At 60.6% G+C, this 15,753-nt stretch carries 13 protein-coding genes; 3 read left to right on the top strand and 10 right to left on the bottom strand.

Annotated elements, in window-relative coordinates:
* Positions 1-65: 65 nt before the first annotated feature.
* Positions 66-1,193: a cytochrome c oxidase subunit II gene (gene coxB / locus M5B98_RS25740; protein WP_085713027.1), complete on the bottom strand. Its 1,128-nt coding sequence runs from the start codon at positions 1,191-1,193 to the stop codon at positions 66-68.
* A 369-nt stretch (positions 1,194-1,562) separates the two neighbouring features.
* On the opposite strand from coxB, the gene M5B98_RS25735 reads away from it, so the two are divergent.
* Positions 1,563-2,195 carry a hypothetical protein gene (locus M5B98_RS25735; RefSeq protein WP_065260651.1) on the top strand — a complete coding sequence of 211 codons (633 nt, stop codon included), beginning with the start codon at positions 1,563-1,565 and terminating at the stop codon, positions 2,193-2,195.
* A 52-nt stretch (positions 2,196-2,247) separates the two neighbouring features.
* On the opposite strand, the gene M5B98_RS25730 is transcribed toward M5B98_RS25735, so the two are convergent.
* From M5B98_RS25730 to M5B98_RS25720, 3 genes are all read right to left on the bottom strand, one after another.
* Entirely contained in the window at positions 2,248-3,774 is a 1,527-nt protein-coding gene (locus tag M5B98_RS25730; RefSeq protein ID WP_248744375.1) for a SulP family inorganic anion transporter, read from the bottom strand.
* Positions 3,775-3,864: 90 nt separating this feature from the next.
* Positions 3,865-4,596, bottom strand: coding sequence for a carbonic anhydrase (locus M5B98_RS25725; RefSeq protein ID WP_248744374.1), 732 nt, complete (start codon positions 4,594-4,596; stop codon positions 3,865-3,867).
* 215 nt (positions 4,597-4,811) lie between these two features.
* Positions 4,812-5,870 (bottom strand): PA0069 family radical SAM protein, encoded by a 1,059-nt coding sequence (locus tag M5B98_RS25720; RefSeq protein ID WP_248744373.1) that lies wholly within the window; start codon positions 5,868-5,870, stop codon positions 4,812-4,814.
* Positions 5,871-6,102: 232 nt separating this feature from the next.
* On the opposite strand from M5B98_RS25720, the gene M5B98_RS25715 reads away from it, so the two are divergent.
* On the top strand, positions 6,103-6,405 hold the full coding sequence (locus M5B98_RS25715; protein ID WP_248744372.1) for a hypothetical protein: 303 nt from the start codon (positions 6,103-6,105) through the stop codon (positions 6,403-6,405).
* A 53-nt stretch (positions 6,406-6,458) separates the two neighbouring features.
* Here M5B98_RS25715 and M5B98_RS25710 read toward each other — a convergent pair whose 3' ends face one another.
* From M5B98_RS25710 to M5B98_RS25700, 3 genes are read right to left on the bottom strand one after another with little or no spacing between them, the layout of a single operon-like run.
* A complete protein-coding gene (locus tag M5B98_RS25710) occupies positions 6,459-7,760 on the bottom strand; it encodes a c-type cytochrome (RefSeq protein ID WP_248744371.1) in 1,302 nt (433 codons plus the stop codon).
* A 12-nt stretch (positions 7,761-7,772) separates the two neighbouring features.
* Complete coding sequence (locus M5B98_RS25705) at positions 7,773-9,557, bottom strand: GMC family oxidoreductase (RefSeq protein WP_096822445.1); 1,785 nt, start codon at positions 9,555-9,557, stop codon at positions 7,773-7,775.
* Positions 9,558-9,559: 2 nt separating this feature from the next.
* Positions 9,560-10,306 carry a gluconate 2-dehydrogenase subunit 3 family protein gene (locus tag M5B98_RS25700; RefSeq protein WP_248744370.1) on the bottom strand — a complete coding sequence of 249 codons (747 nt, stop codon included), beginning with the start codon at positions 10,304-10,306 and terminating at the stop codon, positions 9,560-9,562.
* Positions 10,307-10,605: 299 nt separating this feature from the next.
* Here M5B98_RS25700 and M5B98_RS25695 point away from each other — a divergent pair, with 299 nt between their 5' ends.
* Complete coding sequence (locus tag M5B98_RS25695) at positions 10,606-11,250, top strand: dual specificity protein phosphatase family protein (RefSeq protein WP_248744369.1); 645 nt, start codon at positions 10,606-10,608, stop codon at positions 11,248-11,250.
* On the opposite strand, the gene M5B98_RS25690 is transcribed toward M5B98_RS25695, so the two are convergent.
* The 3 genes from M5B98_RS25690 to prlC form a co-directional block, all read right to left on the bottom strand.
* The gene (locus M5B98_RS25690) at positions 11,237-13,288 is read right to left on the bottom strand and encodes a M3 family metallopeptidase (protein WP_248744368.1); all 2,052 of its coding nucleotides are present in this window, start codon (positions 13,286-13,288) and stop codon (positions 11,237-11,239) included. The two genes, M5B98_RS25695 and M5B98_RS25690, sit on opposite strands and share 14 nt — an antisense overlap.
* 112 nt (positions 13,289-13,400) lie before the next feature.
* On the bottom strand, positions 13,401-13,691 hold the full coding sequence (locus tag M5B98_RS25685) for a YheV family putative zinc ribbon protein (protein WP_007953955.1): 291 nt from the start codon (positions 13,689-13,691) through the stop codon (positions 13,401-13,403).
* The gene (prlC, locus tag M5B98_RS25680; RefSeq protein WP_248744367.1) at positions 13,688-15,739 is read right to left on the bottom strand and encodes an oligopeptidase A; all 2,052 of its coding nucleotides are present in this window, start codon (positions 15,737-15,739) and stop codon (positions 13,688-13,690) included. The genes M5B98_RS25685 and prlC overlap by 4 nt, the downstream gene beginning before the upstream one ends.
* Between the last annotated feature and the right edge of the window lie 14 nt (positions 15,740-15,753).

Genomic DNA, 15,753 nt, shown 5'->3' with positions numbered 1-15,753 from the left:
TGAGTGGACTTGGCAGACCGGGGCGCCTTGCCCCGGCCGGTTCACGAAGTACGCAATAGACCGGCTCATTTGCTTTCCGCCTGTTTCAGCTCCAGCACTTCTTTTGGCGTGACCATGTCGCCCTTGTTGTTGCCCCAGGCGTTACGTTCGTAGGTCACGACCGCTGCGATATCGACTTCCGAGAGTTGCTTGCCGAACGCCGCCATGGCGGTGCCCGGTTTGCCGAAGTACACGCGGTGCAGGTGATCGGCTTTCGGCCCGGTGGCAATCGGCGAGCCCTTGAGTGCCGGGAACATCGGCGGCAGGCCCTGGCCTTCGGCCTGGTGACAGGCCACGCAGGTGGTGTGGTAGATCTTGTCGCCGCGCTCCTTGAGCTCGTCGAGGGTCCATTCCTTGCTGGTCAGCTCTTTGAGTTGCGCAGCCTCGGCCTTGCGGTCGGCCAGCCATTTTTCGTAGTCGGCCTTCTCCTTGACGTCGACCACGATCGGCATGAAGCCGTGATCCTTGCCGCATAGCTCGGCGCACTGGCCACGGTAGATGCCGGGCTTGTCGATACGGGTCCACGCTTCGTTGACGAATCCGGGGATCGCATCGCGCTTGACCGCGAAGGCCGGCACCCACCAGGAGTGGATCACGTCGGCGGAAGTGACGAGGAAGCGCACCTTGGCGCCGATCGGCAGCACCAGTGGCTTGTCGACCTCGAGCAGGTAATGCTCGCCCTTGGCTTCCTTGTTGTGGATCTGTTCGGCGGGGGTGGCCAGGTTGCTGAAGAACTCGACGTCCTGGCCCAGGTATTTGTAGTGCCACTTCCACTGGTAGCCGGTGATCTGGATATCGATGTCCGGCTCACTGGTGTCGTACATGCGGATCAGCGTGGCGGTCGCCGGAACGGCCATCGCCACCAGGATCAGCAGCGGGACGACGGTCCAGAGAATCTCGACGGTGGTGCTTTCGTGGAATTTTGCGGCGACCTGCCCGGTAGAACGGCGGTGCACCATCATCGACCAGAACATGGCGCCGAAGACGATGATCCCGATCACCACACAGATCCAGAAAATGGTCATGTGCAGGTCGAATACTGCGTGACTGATTTCAGTCGCTCCAGGCGCCATATTCACAGTCCAGGCGGCGTTGGCCTGGCTGAAAATCGACCACAACAGGAGGCCCATCCAGACGTGTGGATGTCGCATCATTGCGGGTTCCCCTTATCGTTCTTGTTATCCCGCCGGCTTTCGCCTGCGGCAAGGGAGCGGCTGCATCAGACTACGAACTTGAATCGCCGGGCCTTGCTGCGGGTGCAGTCGGGCGTCATCAGCTAACTCCATTCAATGGCGAGTATAGACAGCGGCGGAAAAATGCAATGTGCGGACGTAAATCGAATGAAACAGCTGGCACTTGCGTTCCAGGGCACGAATGGAGAAGGATGCAGACGAGTGGTGGCAAACCGATATAACGCAGGTGTATCAAGGATGAAATAATTATGACAAATGCGTCTTAGCATTTTTCGTAAGCCAGCTAAGTTATGTCTTCCCTATTTCATTGCCTTGTTTCCTGGAGTTTTCATGAACACCGCCGCATTGCGCGAGCAGATCCACATAGCCCGACAACACGAGATCGAAACCGGAAAGCTGACCCGTCAGCTCGAAAATCAACTGCAACACCTGCACCCGGCCATCCAGTTGCCGGAAACCGACGCCAACGGCGTGCTGACGCGTTTTGTCGCCGCCTACATCGATGAAGTGCCAGACCTGCTGGATGCAGCCAATGAAGTCGCCAGGGAAGCGGGAATCGAGTCACAGATCAAACCGGTGCTGAAAATCGCCGAACAGTACTTTCTCCAGCCGCCGGTCGGCCTGGACAGTCTGCTGGACGAGGCCTATCTGGCCCACCGCTTTGTCGAAGAGGTCAACGACCTGTACATCAAGCATTTCGGCCAGCCACTGATCCCCCTGGACATGACGGTCGCCAATCTGATTGCTCACCAGTTGCTCGGTGAGGAATTTGCCAATCAACTCGATGAAGTGGTGCACCACGCAGTGGACAGCATGCTCGACGACGACAGCTTTGCGCTGGAGTCGGTGGAAGCCTACCGCGAAAAACTCAGCAGCCCGGACACCGGTGCGGCGTGGAAACGCTGGCCGTGCATGAGCCGCCGTCTGGGCGTGGGCCTGGAACTGGATCAGCCTGCGGCTTGATCTCGGCGCAAACGTTTGGGGGAACAGATTGCTCTGTTCCCCCAGGTTTTTTTCAGCCTGCCGCACCGATGCCGGTGGTGGTACGGATTCTCCCCTCAAGCCTGCGTTTCAATCCGCGCGACTCGATCAACAGCTTCGAACCCTTGGCCGCATTGGCCCGGCCCCACTCTTCCAGCAATTCCAGACAGGAATGGTCGATGTAGCTCAGGTTGTTGAGCGGCACATGCACTGTCGTGCCCGGTGGAATACTGCCCAGCACCTGAGTCAGTGCCGGCACCTTGAGGAATGTCGCGGCGCCCACCAGGCGCAATTCCATTTCCCCGTCCTGCGGCAGATCGATCAGGCTGATCTTCAGTCGCGAAGCCTTGAACGCCAGCTTCACCAGGGTCAAACCGAAACCGATCAGCACACCGGTCAACAGGTCGGTGAAGATGATCGCCAGCGCTGTCGCCGCGTAGGTGAACATCGGCATCCGGCCATAACGCCCCAGGCCACGAAACGCCTTGAGATCCACCAGTTTGAAACCGGTGTAGACCAAAACGCCCGCCAGACTCGCCACTGGAATGCTTTGCAGCAGACTCGACAGCAACAGCACGAAAGCCAGCAGCCACAGACCATGGAAAATCGTCGAGTAGCGCGTGGTCGCACCGGCCTGGACGTTGGCCGAACTGCGTACGATCACCCCGGTCATCGGCAACGCGCCCACCAGACCGCAGAGCATGTTGCCGACTCCTTGCGCCGACAGTTCACGGTCGAAGTCCGAACGCGGGCCGCTGTGCATGCGATCCACCGCCGCGGCGGACAGCAGGGTTTCGGCGCTGGCGATGAAGGCCACGGCGAACGCGGCGATCAGTAGCGTCGGGTCGGCCAGGCTCAGCAGGTCCGCCGGCTTCAGCCAGTCGATGGCTTCGGCCAGATTCGCCGGTACTTCAACCCGTTTGACCTGCAATGCCAGCAGCAGACTGGCGCCGGTCGCCAGCCCGACACCAAGCAGCGCGCCGGGAATGAAACGCAGCGAGTGCGGACGGAATTTCTCCCACAGCCACATCACGGCGATGGTCGACAATCCGAGCAACCCGGCCTGCCAGCCAAAGGACGGCAAAGCCTGCGCCACTGCGCCGGGGAACGCCGTCAGGTTGTCCAGCCCGGAGGGTTTCGGCGCGGCATCCAGCATCACATGCACCTGTGAGAGCACGATCAGCACACCGATCCCCGCGAGCATCCCGTAGACCACCGCTGGCGCCGTGACCCGGAACCAGCAACCGAGCTTCAGACGCCCGGCCAGCAGTTGCAGAAAACCGGCGAGCAGCAGGATCGGCCCGAGCATCTCGATCCCGTGCTGGCGCACCAGCTCGAACACCAGCACCGCCAGACCCGCCGCCGGCCCGCTGACCTGCAACGGCGACCCCGCCAGCCAACCCACCACCAGGCCACCGATGATCCCGGTAATCAGGCCTTTGGCCGGCGGCAACCCTGAAGCAATCGCAATGCCCATGCACAATGGCAGGGCGACCAGAAACACAACCACCGAAGCCAGCAGCTCCCGTGGCAACACCGCTTTCAATTGAGCCGCACGCATGATGACTCTCCCGAAGTTTTCTTCAGGCGTGGCGAAGCCGGGTCGCTGAAACAGCGACCGGCGTCATACCACACGGATTTTTAGGAGGATTCAGAAGCGCGCTTTGGGCGTCGCCACCGGAATCGGATGGCTGCCGTCGAGCGGCAGGAAGCGTCCCTGATCCGCGTCGTAAGCTTTGATTTCACTGGTTTCGATGTTGTAGACCCAGCCATGGATGAACAGATGACCGTTCGCCATGCGCGAGGCTACCGAAGGATGGGTACGCAAGTGCTGCAGTTGGGCGATGACGTTTTCCTCGGTGAGGATCGGCATGCTCTCTTTTTCGTCGATGCAGTTGCAGTTGTCATGCACCATGGTTTTCGCGACTTCAGCGTGGCGCAGCCAGGCTTTGACCGTCGGCATCTTTTCCAGGCTGCCCGGGTTGAGTACTGCGCGCATGGCGCCGCAATCGGAGTGGCCGCAAATGATGATGTGTTGCACGCCAAGGGCCAGTACCGCGTATTCGATGGCGGTGGAAACGCCGCCGTTCATCTGGCCGTAGGGGGGAACCACGTTGCCGACGTTACGGGTCACGAACAGATCGCCGGGAGAACTCTGAGTGATCAGTTCGGGAACGATGCGCGAGTCGGCGCAAGTGATGAACATCGCCCGTGGCGACTGGGCCGTGGCGAGTTTCTTGAAGAGTTCTTCCTGCTGCGGGAAGACCTCATGATGAAAATGCAAAAAGCCGTCAACGATATGTCGCAGTGCTGCATCGGCGGAATCCGCCCCGGGGACGGCTTGCGCCGACGCAGCCAACGGCTGTTTATCCTTGTCACTCATGATTCATCCTCTTTGGCGGATTCGGGGAGTCATTCCCGTGTATTCCGGAATGAAGCCAGTGGCTGTTTAAAACATCCGGGTCATCCCGACCCGTCAGTCACTCGATGAACACGGTAGCCGCTGAAACTTAACTCAAACTGAATCAAAGGCTCTAGAACGTGTGTTCCAGGTCACAAAAAACGTGACCGGCGTGAATCTGGTCAGTCATTTCCTCCTTAAATCAGCGCCATCTGGCGACCCGGCGGACAGAAGGCCGTGCAGTCGAGATTGAAACCTTCGCGGTGATTGAGTCCCAGACGTTTCAACGCCTTGGCGAATCGCTGCGCGAGCAGGTCGGCGAACGGCCCTTCACCGCGCATGCGTGCGCCAAAACGGCTGTCGTACAGCTCGCCGCCACGGCTCTTGCGGATCAGGCTCAACACATGGGCGGCGCGCTGCGGGTAATGCGCACCGAGCCATTCCTCGAACAACGGCGCCACTTCCAGCGGCAGGCGCAACATCATGTACGCGGCGCTCTGGGCTCCGGCAGCGTGGGCTTCGGTCAGCAGGCTTTCGATTTCGCTGTCGTTGATCATCGGAATCATCGGCGAGCACAGCACGCCGACCGGAATCCCCGCCTCGCGCATCACCCGGATCGCCCGCAACCGGGCCTTGGGCGCGGCGGCCCGGGGTTCGAGGATGCGTTTGAGCTCATCGTCCAGGGTGGTCAGGCTGATCATCACCGCCACCAGCCGCTGCTGCGCCAGCTCGGTCAGCAGGTCAAGGTCGCGCAGGATCAGCGAGCCCTTGGTGACGATGGTCACCGGATGTCGATAACGCAGCAGCACTTCGAGGGTCTGGCGGGTGATTCTGTGTTCGCGTTCGATCGGTTGATACGGGTCGGTGTTGGAGCCGAGATTGATCGGCGCGCATTGATAGCCTTTCTTGCCAAGCTGTTCCTCCAGCACCTGGGCGGCGTTGGTCTTGGCGATCAGCTTCGTTTCGAAATCCAGCCCCGGTGACATGTCCCAATAGGCGTGGCTCGGTCGTGCGTAGCAATAGATGCAGCCATGCTCGCAGCCGCGATAGGGATTGATCGAGCGGTCGAAGGGCAGGTCCGGCGAGGTGTTGCGGGTGATGATGGATTTCGCCGTCTCGAAACTGACTTCGGTGCCCTGGGTCAGTGGCACTTCCTGAAACCAGCCGTCGTCCTCGGCCACCGAACGACTCGGCGCGAAGCGGTTGTGCGGATTGGTGGCGGTACCGCGGCCGCGTGGGGGCAAGAGGCTGGTCATCACGGGTTTCCTTGGTCTGTATATGCATACAGTATCTGCAAGGTTGCGGATGATCCACTACCGTTCGGCCGTCCATCAATAAACGCACGGTTAGTTATAAGTTTGTTTAGATGTGAAGTTGTAGTGGTGCAAATTAAAGAAACATAAGTCGGCTGTTCGTTTGCAATTAAAGTTCGTAGTATTCACCCCGCTTCACAGCACTTGAATATATAAAAGACAAAAGGAATTGATGATGTCGTTTTTTAATTCGCGCGGTATTTTCCTGCAACTGATGCAGCCCGGCCCGTCGGAGCCCAATACACTGGTTTCCATGCAACTTGCGCGTAAGGAGCTGGGCTGGGATGCCGAGGCTGGCGTGCAGACTGAAAGGCTGGTTGACCCGATTTTTGTTACCGCAACCTCCAGGGATGGTGGCCATACCTTCAGCATTGGCCGTCTGGAGCACGATGTGGATCGTGACGGTGAAATCGGTGAGCAGGATCGGGCCAAACTGGTTGCCCTGGCCAAAGCCTATGCCAGTATTACCAACCCGTAACAGCGATTGAATGAATAACCCCTGCATGATTAGTCATGCAGGGGTTATTGCGTTTAGTTGTGACTTGTTACTTGTCCAAGGTCACCGGCTGATGTTGTAGTCATATCGTCAGTACGTAACTTGGCAACATCTTTTGCGGTGACAGGGGATGCCTTGTTACCCCAACTTCCACGAATAAAGCTCACCACATCCGCCACTTCCTGATCCGACAGACGCCAGGCGAAACCCGGCATGGTGAAAGTGGACGGTGCCGTGTGCGTCGCAGGCAGGGTGCCGCCCTTGAGCACGATGTGGATCAGCGACGTCGGATCCTCCGATTGCAGCACCGGATTACCCGCCAACGCCGGGAAGACCCGGGTGTAGCCATGGCCGTCGGTGCGGTGGCAGGCCGCGCAGTTGTCGATGTACACCGGGGCGCCGCGCTGGCTGTCGTCCCCATTCCACAAGGCCTTGGCGGCTTTCTCGTCATACTGGTGCGGCTGGTCGGCAGGATCATTGGCCGGCAGCGATTTCAGGTAACGGGCGATCGCAGTCAGGTCGGCGTCGGTCATGTACTGCATGCTGTGGGTGACCACGTCGCTCATGCCGCCGAACACCGCGCTGCGGTCGCTGCGGCCGGTCTTGAGGAACTGCACCAGTTGCTCTTCGCTCCAGCTGCCGAGGCCGTCCTTGTGGTCGCCACGCAGACTCTTGGCGATCCAGCCTTCCAGCGGCGCGCTGCCCGACAGAAAACTGCTGCCTTCGGCCGCGCTCAGGGATTTTTCCTGCATGGTCAGGGCCCGTGGCGTATGGCAGGCGCCGCAATGTCCGAGGCCTTCCACCAGATACGCCCCACGACTGATGACGGCATCGTCCGACGCGGGTTTGTAGTCTTCGACCTTCGGCGCAAACAGCCAGCGCCAGCCCATCAGCGGCCAGCGCATGCTCAACGGCCACGGGATGTCACTGGCCTTGTTCTCCTGCGCCACCGGTTCAACGCCGTGCATGAAGTAGGCGTACAGCGCCTGCATGTCATCCTGACTGACGCGGGCGTAGGACGGGTACGGCATCGCCGGGTACAACGTACTACCGTTTTTGGCGACACCATGACGCACGGCCTGGTCGAACTCCTCGAAGCTGTAGCCACCCAGCCCGGTGTTGTCCGGGGTGATGTTGGTCGAATAGATCGTGCCGATCGGGGTCTCCATCGGCAGGCCGCCGGCGAACGGCTTGCCGTCCTTGGCCGTGTGGCAAGCCACGCAGTCCCCGGCGCGGGCGAGGTATTCGCCTTTTTTGATCAAGGATTGATCAACTTCGGCACTGTGAGCAGCAACGCTGCCAAGCAGCGCCAGGGTCGCGATAACGAGAGTCTTCATGGTCATCGCTCCTTAAGCCTGAACCAGCGGGCCGGGGTTTTTCAGGTATTGCTCGCGGATCGCTTTCGCCGACCAGTAGGTCAGTGCGGCAACCAGCCCGGTCGGGTTGTAACCCAGGCCCTGCGGGAACGCCGAGGCACCCGGAACGAACACGTTATGCACGTCCCAGCTCTGCAGATAGCGATTCAGGGCGCTGGTTTTCGGATCAGTACCCATGATCGCGCCACCGTTGAGGTGGGTGGTCTGGTAGGACGCCGTGTTGAAGTGCTCACCGACTTTCTTGCCAAGCACGGCAATGGCTTTCGGGCCCATGGCTTGGGCGACCTTGCCCATTTTTTCGACCATGAAACGGTTCATCTTGATGTCGTTTTCCTGCCAGTCGAACGTCATCCGCAGCAGCGGCAGGCCGTAGGCATCGCGGTACACCGGGTCCAGATCGAGGTAGTTGCCACGGTAGGACTGATGCGCACCGTGCGCGTCCATCGACACCTGATGGGTGTAGTAATCGGCGGTCGCGCGTTTCCAGTCACTGCCCCAGGCCGGTGTGCCCGGCGGGTTGGAGGTGCCGGCAATCGGTCGGCTGCCGGCCTGGTTGACCCACATCGGCGAGCCGCCGACGAAACCGTGTGGCCCGTGATCGAAGTTGTCGGCGTTGAAGTCGTCCAGCGCCACACCGTTGCCGCCGGCGCCGATGAAGTTGTTGGTGTGGGTGTCCTTGTCGAAGAACGCCTTGATGGTCGCCATGTTCTGGTAGGCGAAGTTACGCCCGACCACGCCTTCACCGCTGACCGGGTCATACGGCTTGCCGATGCCGGAGAGCAGCATCAGGCGCACGTTGTGCAACTGGAACGCACCGAGAATCACCAGGTCCGCCGGTTGCTCGATCTCCCGGCCCTGGCCGTCGATGTAGGTGACGCCGGTGGCTTTGGTTTTCGTGCTGTCGAGGTTGACCCGCAGCACGTGGGCGTTGGGCCGCAGTTCGAAATTCGGCAGCGGTTTCAGCGCCGGCAGAATGTTCACGTTCGGCGATGCCTTGGAATACATGTAGCAAACGTAGCCGCTGCAAAAACCGCAGAAGTTGCATGGGCCCATCTGCGCGCCGTAAGGGTTGGTGTACGGCCCTGACGTATTTGCGGAAGGCAGGTTGTAGGGTTTGTAACCGACTTCGGTAGCCGCTTTGCCGAACAGCTGTGCGGAAACCGTGTTCTTCTGCGCTTCTAGCGGGAACGGGTTCGAGCGATCCGGCGCGTACGGGTTGCCGCCCTTACCCTGACCGACCAGTTGGCCCTTCACGGTCCAGGCCTGGCCGGAGGTGCCGAAGACTTTTTCGGCGAAATCGAAGAACGGTTCCAGCTCTTCATAGCTGACGCCGAAGTCCTGGATGGTCATGTCCTTGGGGATGAAGCTTTTGCCGTAGCGCTCTTCGTAGTGGCTGCGCATGCGCAACTCGATCGGATCGACGCGAAAGTGCACGCCCGACCAGTGCAGCCCGGCGCCGCCCACGCCGTTGCCCGGCAGGAACGCACCCAGTTGGCGGTTCGGCAGGGCGATGTCATTGACGCTGTGACGGATGGTGACGGTCTCTTTGGAGATGTCCTGGAAGAGTTTTTTCCGCACGCTGTAGGTGAGTTCGTCGATTACCTGGGGATAGTTGCCGTCAGGGTAGGTGTCCTGCATCGGCCCGCGCTCCAGCGCCAGCACGTTGAGGCCTGCCTCGGTCAGCTCCTTGGCCATGATTGCGCCTGTCCAGCCGAAACCGACGATCACTGCGTCGACCTTCTTCATTACCGTTGCCATGCTCACGCCCTCTCGCCGCGAATCGAAACTGCCGGGAAGGGGTATTGCTCGTTGCGTTCCACCCAATCCATGAAATCGGCGCGGGCGCCGGGGAAGCCGATCATGGTCCAGCCGACCATGCCTTTATTGCCACCGTGGATCGGGTCGCAGAAGAACCCTTCCTTGGTGTTTTGCAGCAAAAGATTGAAGAAAATCTTCGCCGGAACACTGTCGAATTGCGGTTTTCCGGCTTCAAGCTGCTTGAGCAGATCGTCTCGGGTAGCGCTGTCTTGCTCGGCAAATGTTTTACCGTTGAGGGATTTTGTCCACTGATCCGTGGCGGCAATGCCGAGGCGATAGATTTCTTTGGGAACCAGTTTGCTCTGCCAGCCCATCTCGGGCGCAGCGTCGGCGTTGAACGGGCCTTGCATGTACCACAGGGCACCAGCGGCGTACGGGGTGTTCATCTGACGGTCGATGTATTCCGGCACACCGGCCTCCAGAGCGCCGGGGCCCTGGGCATCGTTGGGGATCAACTGCGCGACGGCGGCATTGATGAACGCCCACTCTTCGGCGGTGAAGTAGCTCGGTTGGTAGGCGCTTGTATCTGCGGCAACCGATTTGGCGGAGGCCGTGGCTGGCGAGCTTTCGGGAGCCGCTTGCAGCACGCTGCTGCCCAGGCCGGTGCCGGCGAGGGTGACCACCGGGATCAGGGTCAGGGATTTGCGCAAGAACTCACGCCGCGGGTTGTCTCGATCTTGATCAGACATGGGGTGCACCTCATCAGGCATTGATGGTTATCAGCCGTTTCTGGGGACGGCTTTTTGAGTGGTCGGTTGCGACGTGGCCGGAAATGACCCGGAAAACGGGGACGCGTCTGCAACATGATGTGACAAATGGTAGCAGCCTAACCAACCGGATGAACCGATTCAGCCTAAAAAAAGCCCAGAAATGCGACGAAGGAAGTCCCCGGCTTCACGTTTCTTTGACAATCGCCTCACAGGGATTTGACTGGACAACCCGCAAGCTGCCGCCCTCACTGACGAATCCCATACGGTCACCGCACAGCATGTCCTTGAAGCGTTTTTCCTCCGCGATCTGTTTCTCGCTGTTTGCCCTGCTTGGCTCGATCTCGGCCCACGCCGCAGATGCGCCGGTTTCTCGTCCTCCGGAATGGGCACAACCGGTCGAAATGAAATACAACTTCTTCCAGATGTCGCCCACGCTCTATCGCAGTGCACTGCCTGACGCTGGCGCCGTGCCGTTGCTGCAGAACCTGAAAGTGGCCACGGTCATCAACTTCCTGCCGGAAGAGGACTCGAGCTGGTTGAAAACCCCGGGCATCAACCAGGTGCAATTGCCGTATCGCACCAATCATGTCGATGACGCCGATGTCCTCAAGACCCTGCGTGCGATCCAGACCGCCGAAGCCAACGGCCCGGTGCTGATGCATTGCAAGCACGGCTCCGACCGCACCGGCCTGATGGCCGCGATGTACCGCATCGTGGTGCAGGGCTGGAGCAAGGAAGACGCCCTGAACGAAATGACCCAGGGCGGTTTCGGTGAAAGCGGCCACTTCAAGGACGGCGTGCGTTACGTGATGCAGGCCGACGTCGACAAGCTGCGCACCGCGCTGGCCAATGGCGATTGCAGCACCAGTGCGTTCGCAACCTGCTCGATGAAGAGCTGGTTCCAGACCGTTAATCTGAAGTAATCCGCCGGTTGACCGGCCGGCCGAGGCACAGTTCTTCACTGACCGGCCGGCCGATGAATGCCTCCACCGCTTCCAGCAACGGGCGCCCGGCCCCGGGCGCAAAGAACGTTTCCCGGAACACCCGACCGGTCTGGGCCCTGAACACCCAATCACGACTGAAGCGTTTGAACGCTTCCTGAGCCAGCGCCCCTGACCAGACATAGGCGTAAACCGAAGCGTCGTACTGGGTCACCATGTAATCGAAACCATTGGCGAAGCGGTGACTGTCGGACAGTTGCAGGTGAGTCATTGTGCGCTGCACGTCGGCGCAAACCTCTTCGATAGAACGCCCGTCGCCGTGGGTGGCGTGCAGTTCGAAATCGATGATCGCTCCCATCAGTATCAAGGCCTGTTGCCGACTGGAGTGAGCCAGGCTGGCCGAAAGTGCCGCATCGACCCGTGCTGCACTCAAGCGCTCCCCAGTCTGGAAATGTGCGCCGAGCCACAGTACGAACTCCCGCGACTGACACCACTGCTCGAACAGCTGACCGGAAAACTCCGCCGCCTCATGACCCAGTTGCAGGATGCCGGATAGGGTGTGATGGGGCGAGCGCGTCAAAACGTGCTGAAGACAGTGACCGAACTCATGAAAAAGTACCCGCAGATCGTTGAGTTCGAGTCGGCAAGGATGGTTATCGGTGGCCGGCGTGAAATTGCTGTAGAGCACGGCAATGGGTAGCGCCGGTCGACCTTCGGCATTGATCCGGCGATTGCGCAGTGTGGATGTTCCAGCGAAATCCGCAGCGTCGTTGCGGTGAAACGGGTCGAGGTAGATGTAACCGACGACCAGTTCATGCTCGCGGATCTCCAGCAGCCGCACATCTTCATGCCAGTGTTTTCCGCCAACCTGTTCGACGATACGAATCCCGAACATGCGTTCGCAGAACAGACACAGCCGGAGCAGGGTGCCATCGAATTCGAAGTAATCACGCAGGTTATCCAGCGCTCCAGGAAACTGCTGCTGCCGCCATTGCTCGGCGAGGAATTCTTCATCCCATGGCTGGACCCGGTCGATTCCGCGTTGCCTGGCGAACGCGGCCAGTTGTTTTGCGTCCTGCTCCAGGATGGGGGTCAATTGCGCAACCTGGCATTCGAGAAACCCCCTGACCCAGGCCGTCGTTCCGGCCACGCTTTTTGCCAGACTCAGTTGCGCAGCGTTTTCGTGGCCAAGCAAGCGGGCTTTCTGCTGGCGCAAGGCAAGCAGCTTCGTCAGCACCGGGCCGTTGTCGAAGCGCCCGGCCAGCGGCCCCTGATCGGAAGCGCGGGTCGCGTAGGCCACACAGCATTCCTCGCGCAACGCACGATTCTCGGCGTATTTGAGGATGTGCTGGCAGGTGTTCTGGTCCAGGCGAATCAGCCAGCCGTCATGTCCGGCCTCGCGTGCGGCGCGCGCCAGGCGATCCTTCATCGACGGGGACAGTCCCGCAAGCAGTGCAACATCGTCGACCCGTTTGCTCCAGGTCTCGGTCCAGCGTTCGAGGTGGGTCAAAAATCTGGACTCAAGTCCGCCGATCTCAAGGTTCAACCGGGCCAGCTCCTGTTGTTGCGCGGTGGGAAGCTCGATGCCCGATTGCCTGAATTTGCGCAGTATCCGCGCCAGCACGATCTTGCGTGATTCATCGAAACTGCCCGCGATCGGGCTCTGCGCCAAACGCTGGTAGGCCTCGTACAGCGGGCGATTGCGGCTTTTTTCGGAGCGATACTGGTTGAGCGCGAGATGGGCTTTGGCGCTTTCCACGAGCCAGTCGGCATCGTCGGATCTGACCATGGAGAGTGTTTCGAGAATCGACCGGAACTCACTGATGCGAGCATCGGCTTCGTCGATGCTCAGTACCAGATCGTCCCAACCGGGATGTTCCAGCTGAGTGGCGAGCACTTGCGCAATGATTCGCCGGTGGTCGTCGATGATGCTGTTGATCGCCGGCAGCAAATGCTCGGCGCGAATCGCCGGCCAGGGCGGCAGGGTCCAGTGTTGCAGGAGGGGATTGGTGTCGGGCACGGCAACTTCCTTCGAGGCATGGCGGAAACGGCCAGCCTACGAAGCAAGTGCAGGGGACAGGTGTTAAACCAATACCACCTTCCACCGGAAATCGGTGGAAGGTGGTGCCGGATCAGTGTTGCTCGTCAGGCTTTTTCTTCAGCTTCGGGTTCGGGAAGAACTGCACCGCCTGAACCGTCTTGTCCGGGGCAGGCTTGAGCGCGCTGGTGTTGACTCGCGTGCCCAGTTCTTTCGGAACCGACAGCCCTTGGGCATTGAGCGTATCGCTGTAGCCGCACGCCACGCATTCGCGGTGCGGGACGTCGTCCTCACTCCACATCATCAGCTTGTCCGGTTCGCTGCACGCCGGGCAGACCGCCCCGGCGATAAAGCGTTTTTTCGTTTTCACAGGTGCCTCACTCATGCTGCCGCGTCCTCACTCAGGCCGCTGTGGCGCAAGAGTGCGTCAATCGATGGCTCACGGCCACGGAAGTCGACGAACAGCACCATCGGCTCCTGCGAGCCGCCGCGGGCCAGGATTGCTTCGCGGAAGGCGCGACCGGTGTCGGCGTTGAGCACGCCGTCTTCTTCGAATTTGGAGAATGCATCCGCCGACAGCACTTCCGCCCACTTGTAGCTGTAGTAACCCGCTGCGTAACCGCCGGCGAAGATGTGCGCGAAGCTGTTAGGGAAGCGGTTGTAGGCCGGAGGACGCATCACCGAGACTTCGTTGCGCACGCCTTCGAGCACCTGCGCGACGCTGCGGCCATCACCGTGGGTGGCGTGCAGTTCGAAGTCGAACAGCGAGAACTCCAGCTGACGGACCATCATCAGGCCGGACTGGAAATTCTTCGCCGCGAGCATTTTTTCCAGCAGATCCTGCGGCAATGGCTCGCCTGTTTCGTAGTGGCCGGAAATCAGCGCCAGGCCTTCCGGCTCCCAGCACCAGTTTTCCATGAACTGGCTCGGCAGCTCGACTGCGTCCCATGCCACACCGTTGATGCCGGATACACCGGCATGTTCGACGCGGGTCAGCAGGTGATGCAGGCCGTGGCCGAATTCGTGGAACAGGGTGGTCACTTCATCGTGGGTCAGCAGCGCAGGCTTGCCGCTGTCGGCCGGGGTGAAGTTGCACACCAGGTTGGCCACCGGGCTTTGCAGCACGCCGTCGAGGGTGCGGCGACGGTCGCGGGCGCCGTCCATCCAGGCACCGCCACGCTTGTTGGCGCGGGCGTAAAGGTCGAAGAAGAAGCGGCCGACGTGCTGGCCGTTTTCCTTGATCTCGAACAGGCGTACGTCCGGATGCCAGGTGTCGAAGCCTTTCAGTTCGGCGATTTCGATGCCGTACAGGCGTTGAACGATGGCGAACAGGCCGCCCAGTACCTTGTCGATCGGGAAGTAGGCGCGCAGGGTTTCCTGGGCGACGCTGTAGCGTTGTTCACGGAGTTTTTCCCCGTAGAAACCGCTGTCCCAGCTTTGCAGATCGGCGCAGCCCTGTTCGGCGGCGTACGCCTTGAGCTGCTGCAGATCCTGGGCGGCGAACGGTTTGCTGCGCTTGGCCAGATCGCGCAGGAAGCTCAGCACCTGATCGCTGGATTCGGCCATTTTGGTGGCCAGGCTCAGTTCGGAGAAGCTGGAGAAACCGAGCAGCTTGGCCAGTTCCTGACGCAGGTCGAGGATTTCGCCCATCACCGGGCCGTTGTCGTTCTGGCCGGCGTTCGGGCCCTGATCCGACGCACGGGTGCAGTAGGCGGCGTAGACTTCTTCGCGCAGCGCACGGTCCTGGGCGTAGGTCATCACCGCGTAGTAGCTCGGGAATTCCAGAGTGATCAGCCAGCCGTCGAGTCCTTTGGCTTGAGCGGCAGCGGCCATCTGCGCCTTGGCCGATTCAGTCAGGCCGGCGAGGGCGGCTTCGTCGGTGAGGTGCTTGGTCCAGGCCTGGGTAGCGTCGAGCAACTGGTTGGAGAAGCGGCTGCCCAGCTCGGACAGCTTGCTCTGCACTTCGGCGTATCGTTTCTGCTCGGCTTCCGGCAGGTCGATACCCGACAGGCGGAAATCACGCAGGGCGTGTTCCAGAATGGTTTTCTGCGCCACGTCGAAACCGGCGGCTTCCGGGCTGTTGGCCAGGGCTTCATAGGCCTGGAACAGCTCGCGGTTCTGGCCCATCTCGGTGGAGTAGGCACTCAGGGCCGGCAGGCACGACTCGTAGGCTTCACGCAGTTCGGCGCTGTTGCACACGGCATTGAGGTGGCTGACCGGGCTCCAGGCAGCGCCCAGGCGATCATTGAGTTCGTCCATCGCCAGCACCAGCCCGGCCCACGTCGGGTTCTGGCCCTGGGTCTTGAGGATCTCGGCGATGGCGGCGCGGTTGTCGGCCAGGATGGTGTCGATGGCCGGCTGCACGTGTTCGGCACGGATCGCGGAGAACGGCGGCAGGTCGTAGGACTGCAGAAGAGGGTTGTTCACGCTCACGGTTGCACCTTGGC

This window comes from Pseudomonas sp. MWU12-3088, assembly GCF_023242405.1.
Lineage (GTDB): Bacteria > Pseudomonadota > Gammaproteobacteria > Pseudomonadales > Pseudomonadaceae > Aquipseudomonas > Aquipseudomonas kribbensis.
Note: the sequence above shows the minus strand (reverse complement) of the source record. Positions and strands in the feature narration are given on the sequence as shown.

Bases quoted from the DNA above. Each gene is read 5' to 3' on its own strand.
- coxB (WP_085713027.1), bottom strand. From the start codon at position 1,193: ATGATGCGACATCCACACGTCTGGATGGGCCTCCTGTTGTGGTCGATT.
- M5B98_RS25735 (WP_065260651.1), top strand. From the start codon at position 1,563: ATGAACACCGCCGCATTGCGCGAGCAGATCCACATAGCCCGACAACAC.
- M5B98_RS25730 (WP_248744375.1), bottom strand. From the start codon at position 3,774: ATGCGTGCGGCTCAATTGAAAGCGGTGTTGCCACGGGAGCTGCTGGCT.
- M5B98_RS25725 (WP_248744374.1), bottom strand. From the start codon at position 4,596: ATGAGTGACAAGGATAAACAGCCGTTGGCTGCGTCGGCGCAAGCCGTC.
- M5B98_RS25720 (WP_248744373.1), bottom strand. From the start codon at position 5,870: ATGACCAGCCTCTTGCCCCCACGCGGCCGCGGTACCGCCACCAATCCG.
- M5B98_RS25715 (WP_248744372.1), top strand. From the start codon at position 6,103: ATGTCGTTTTTTAATTCGCGCGGTATTTTCCTGCAACTGATGCAGCCC.
- M5B98_RS25710 (WP_248744371.1), bottom strand. From the start codon at position 7,760: ATGAAGACTCTCGTTATCGCGACCCTGGCGCTGCTTGGCAGCGTTGCT.
- M5B98_RS25705 (WP_096822445.1), bottom strand. From the start codon at position 9,557: ATGGCAACGGTAATGAAGAAGGTCGACGCAGTGATCGTCGGTTTCGGC.
- M5B98_RS25700 (WP_248744370.1), bottom strand. From the start codon at position 10,306: ATGTCTGATCAAGATCGAGACAACCCGCGGCGTGAGTTCTTGCGCAAA.
- M5B98_RS25695 (WP_248744369.1), top strand. From the start codon at position 10,606: ATGTCCTTGAAGCGTTTTTCCTCCGCGATCTGTTTCTCGCTGTTTGCC.
- M5B98_RS25685 (WP_007953955.1), bottom strand. From the start codon at position 13,691: ATGAGTGAGGCACCTGTGAAAACGAAAAAACGCTTTATCGCCGGGGCG.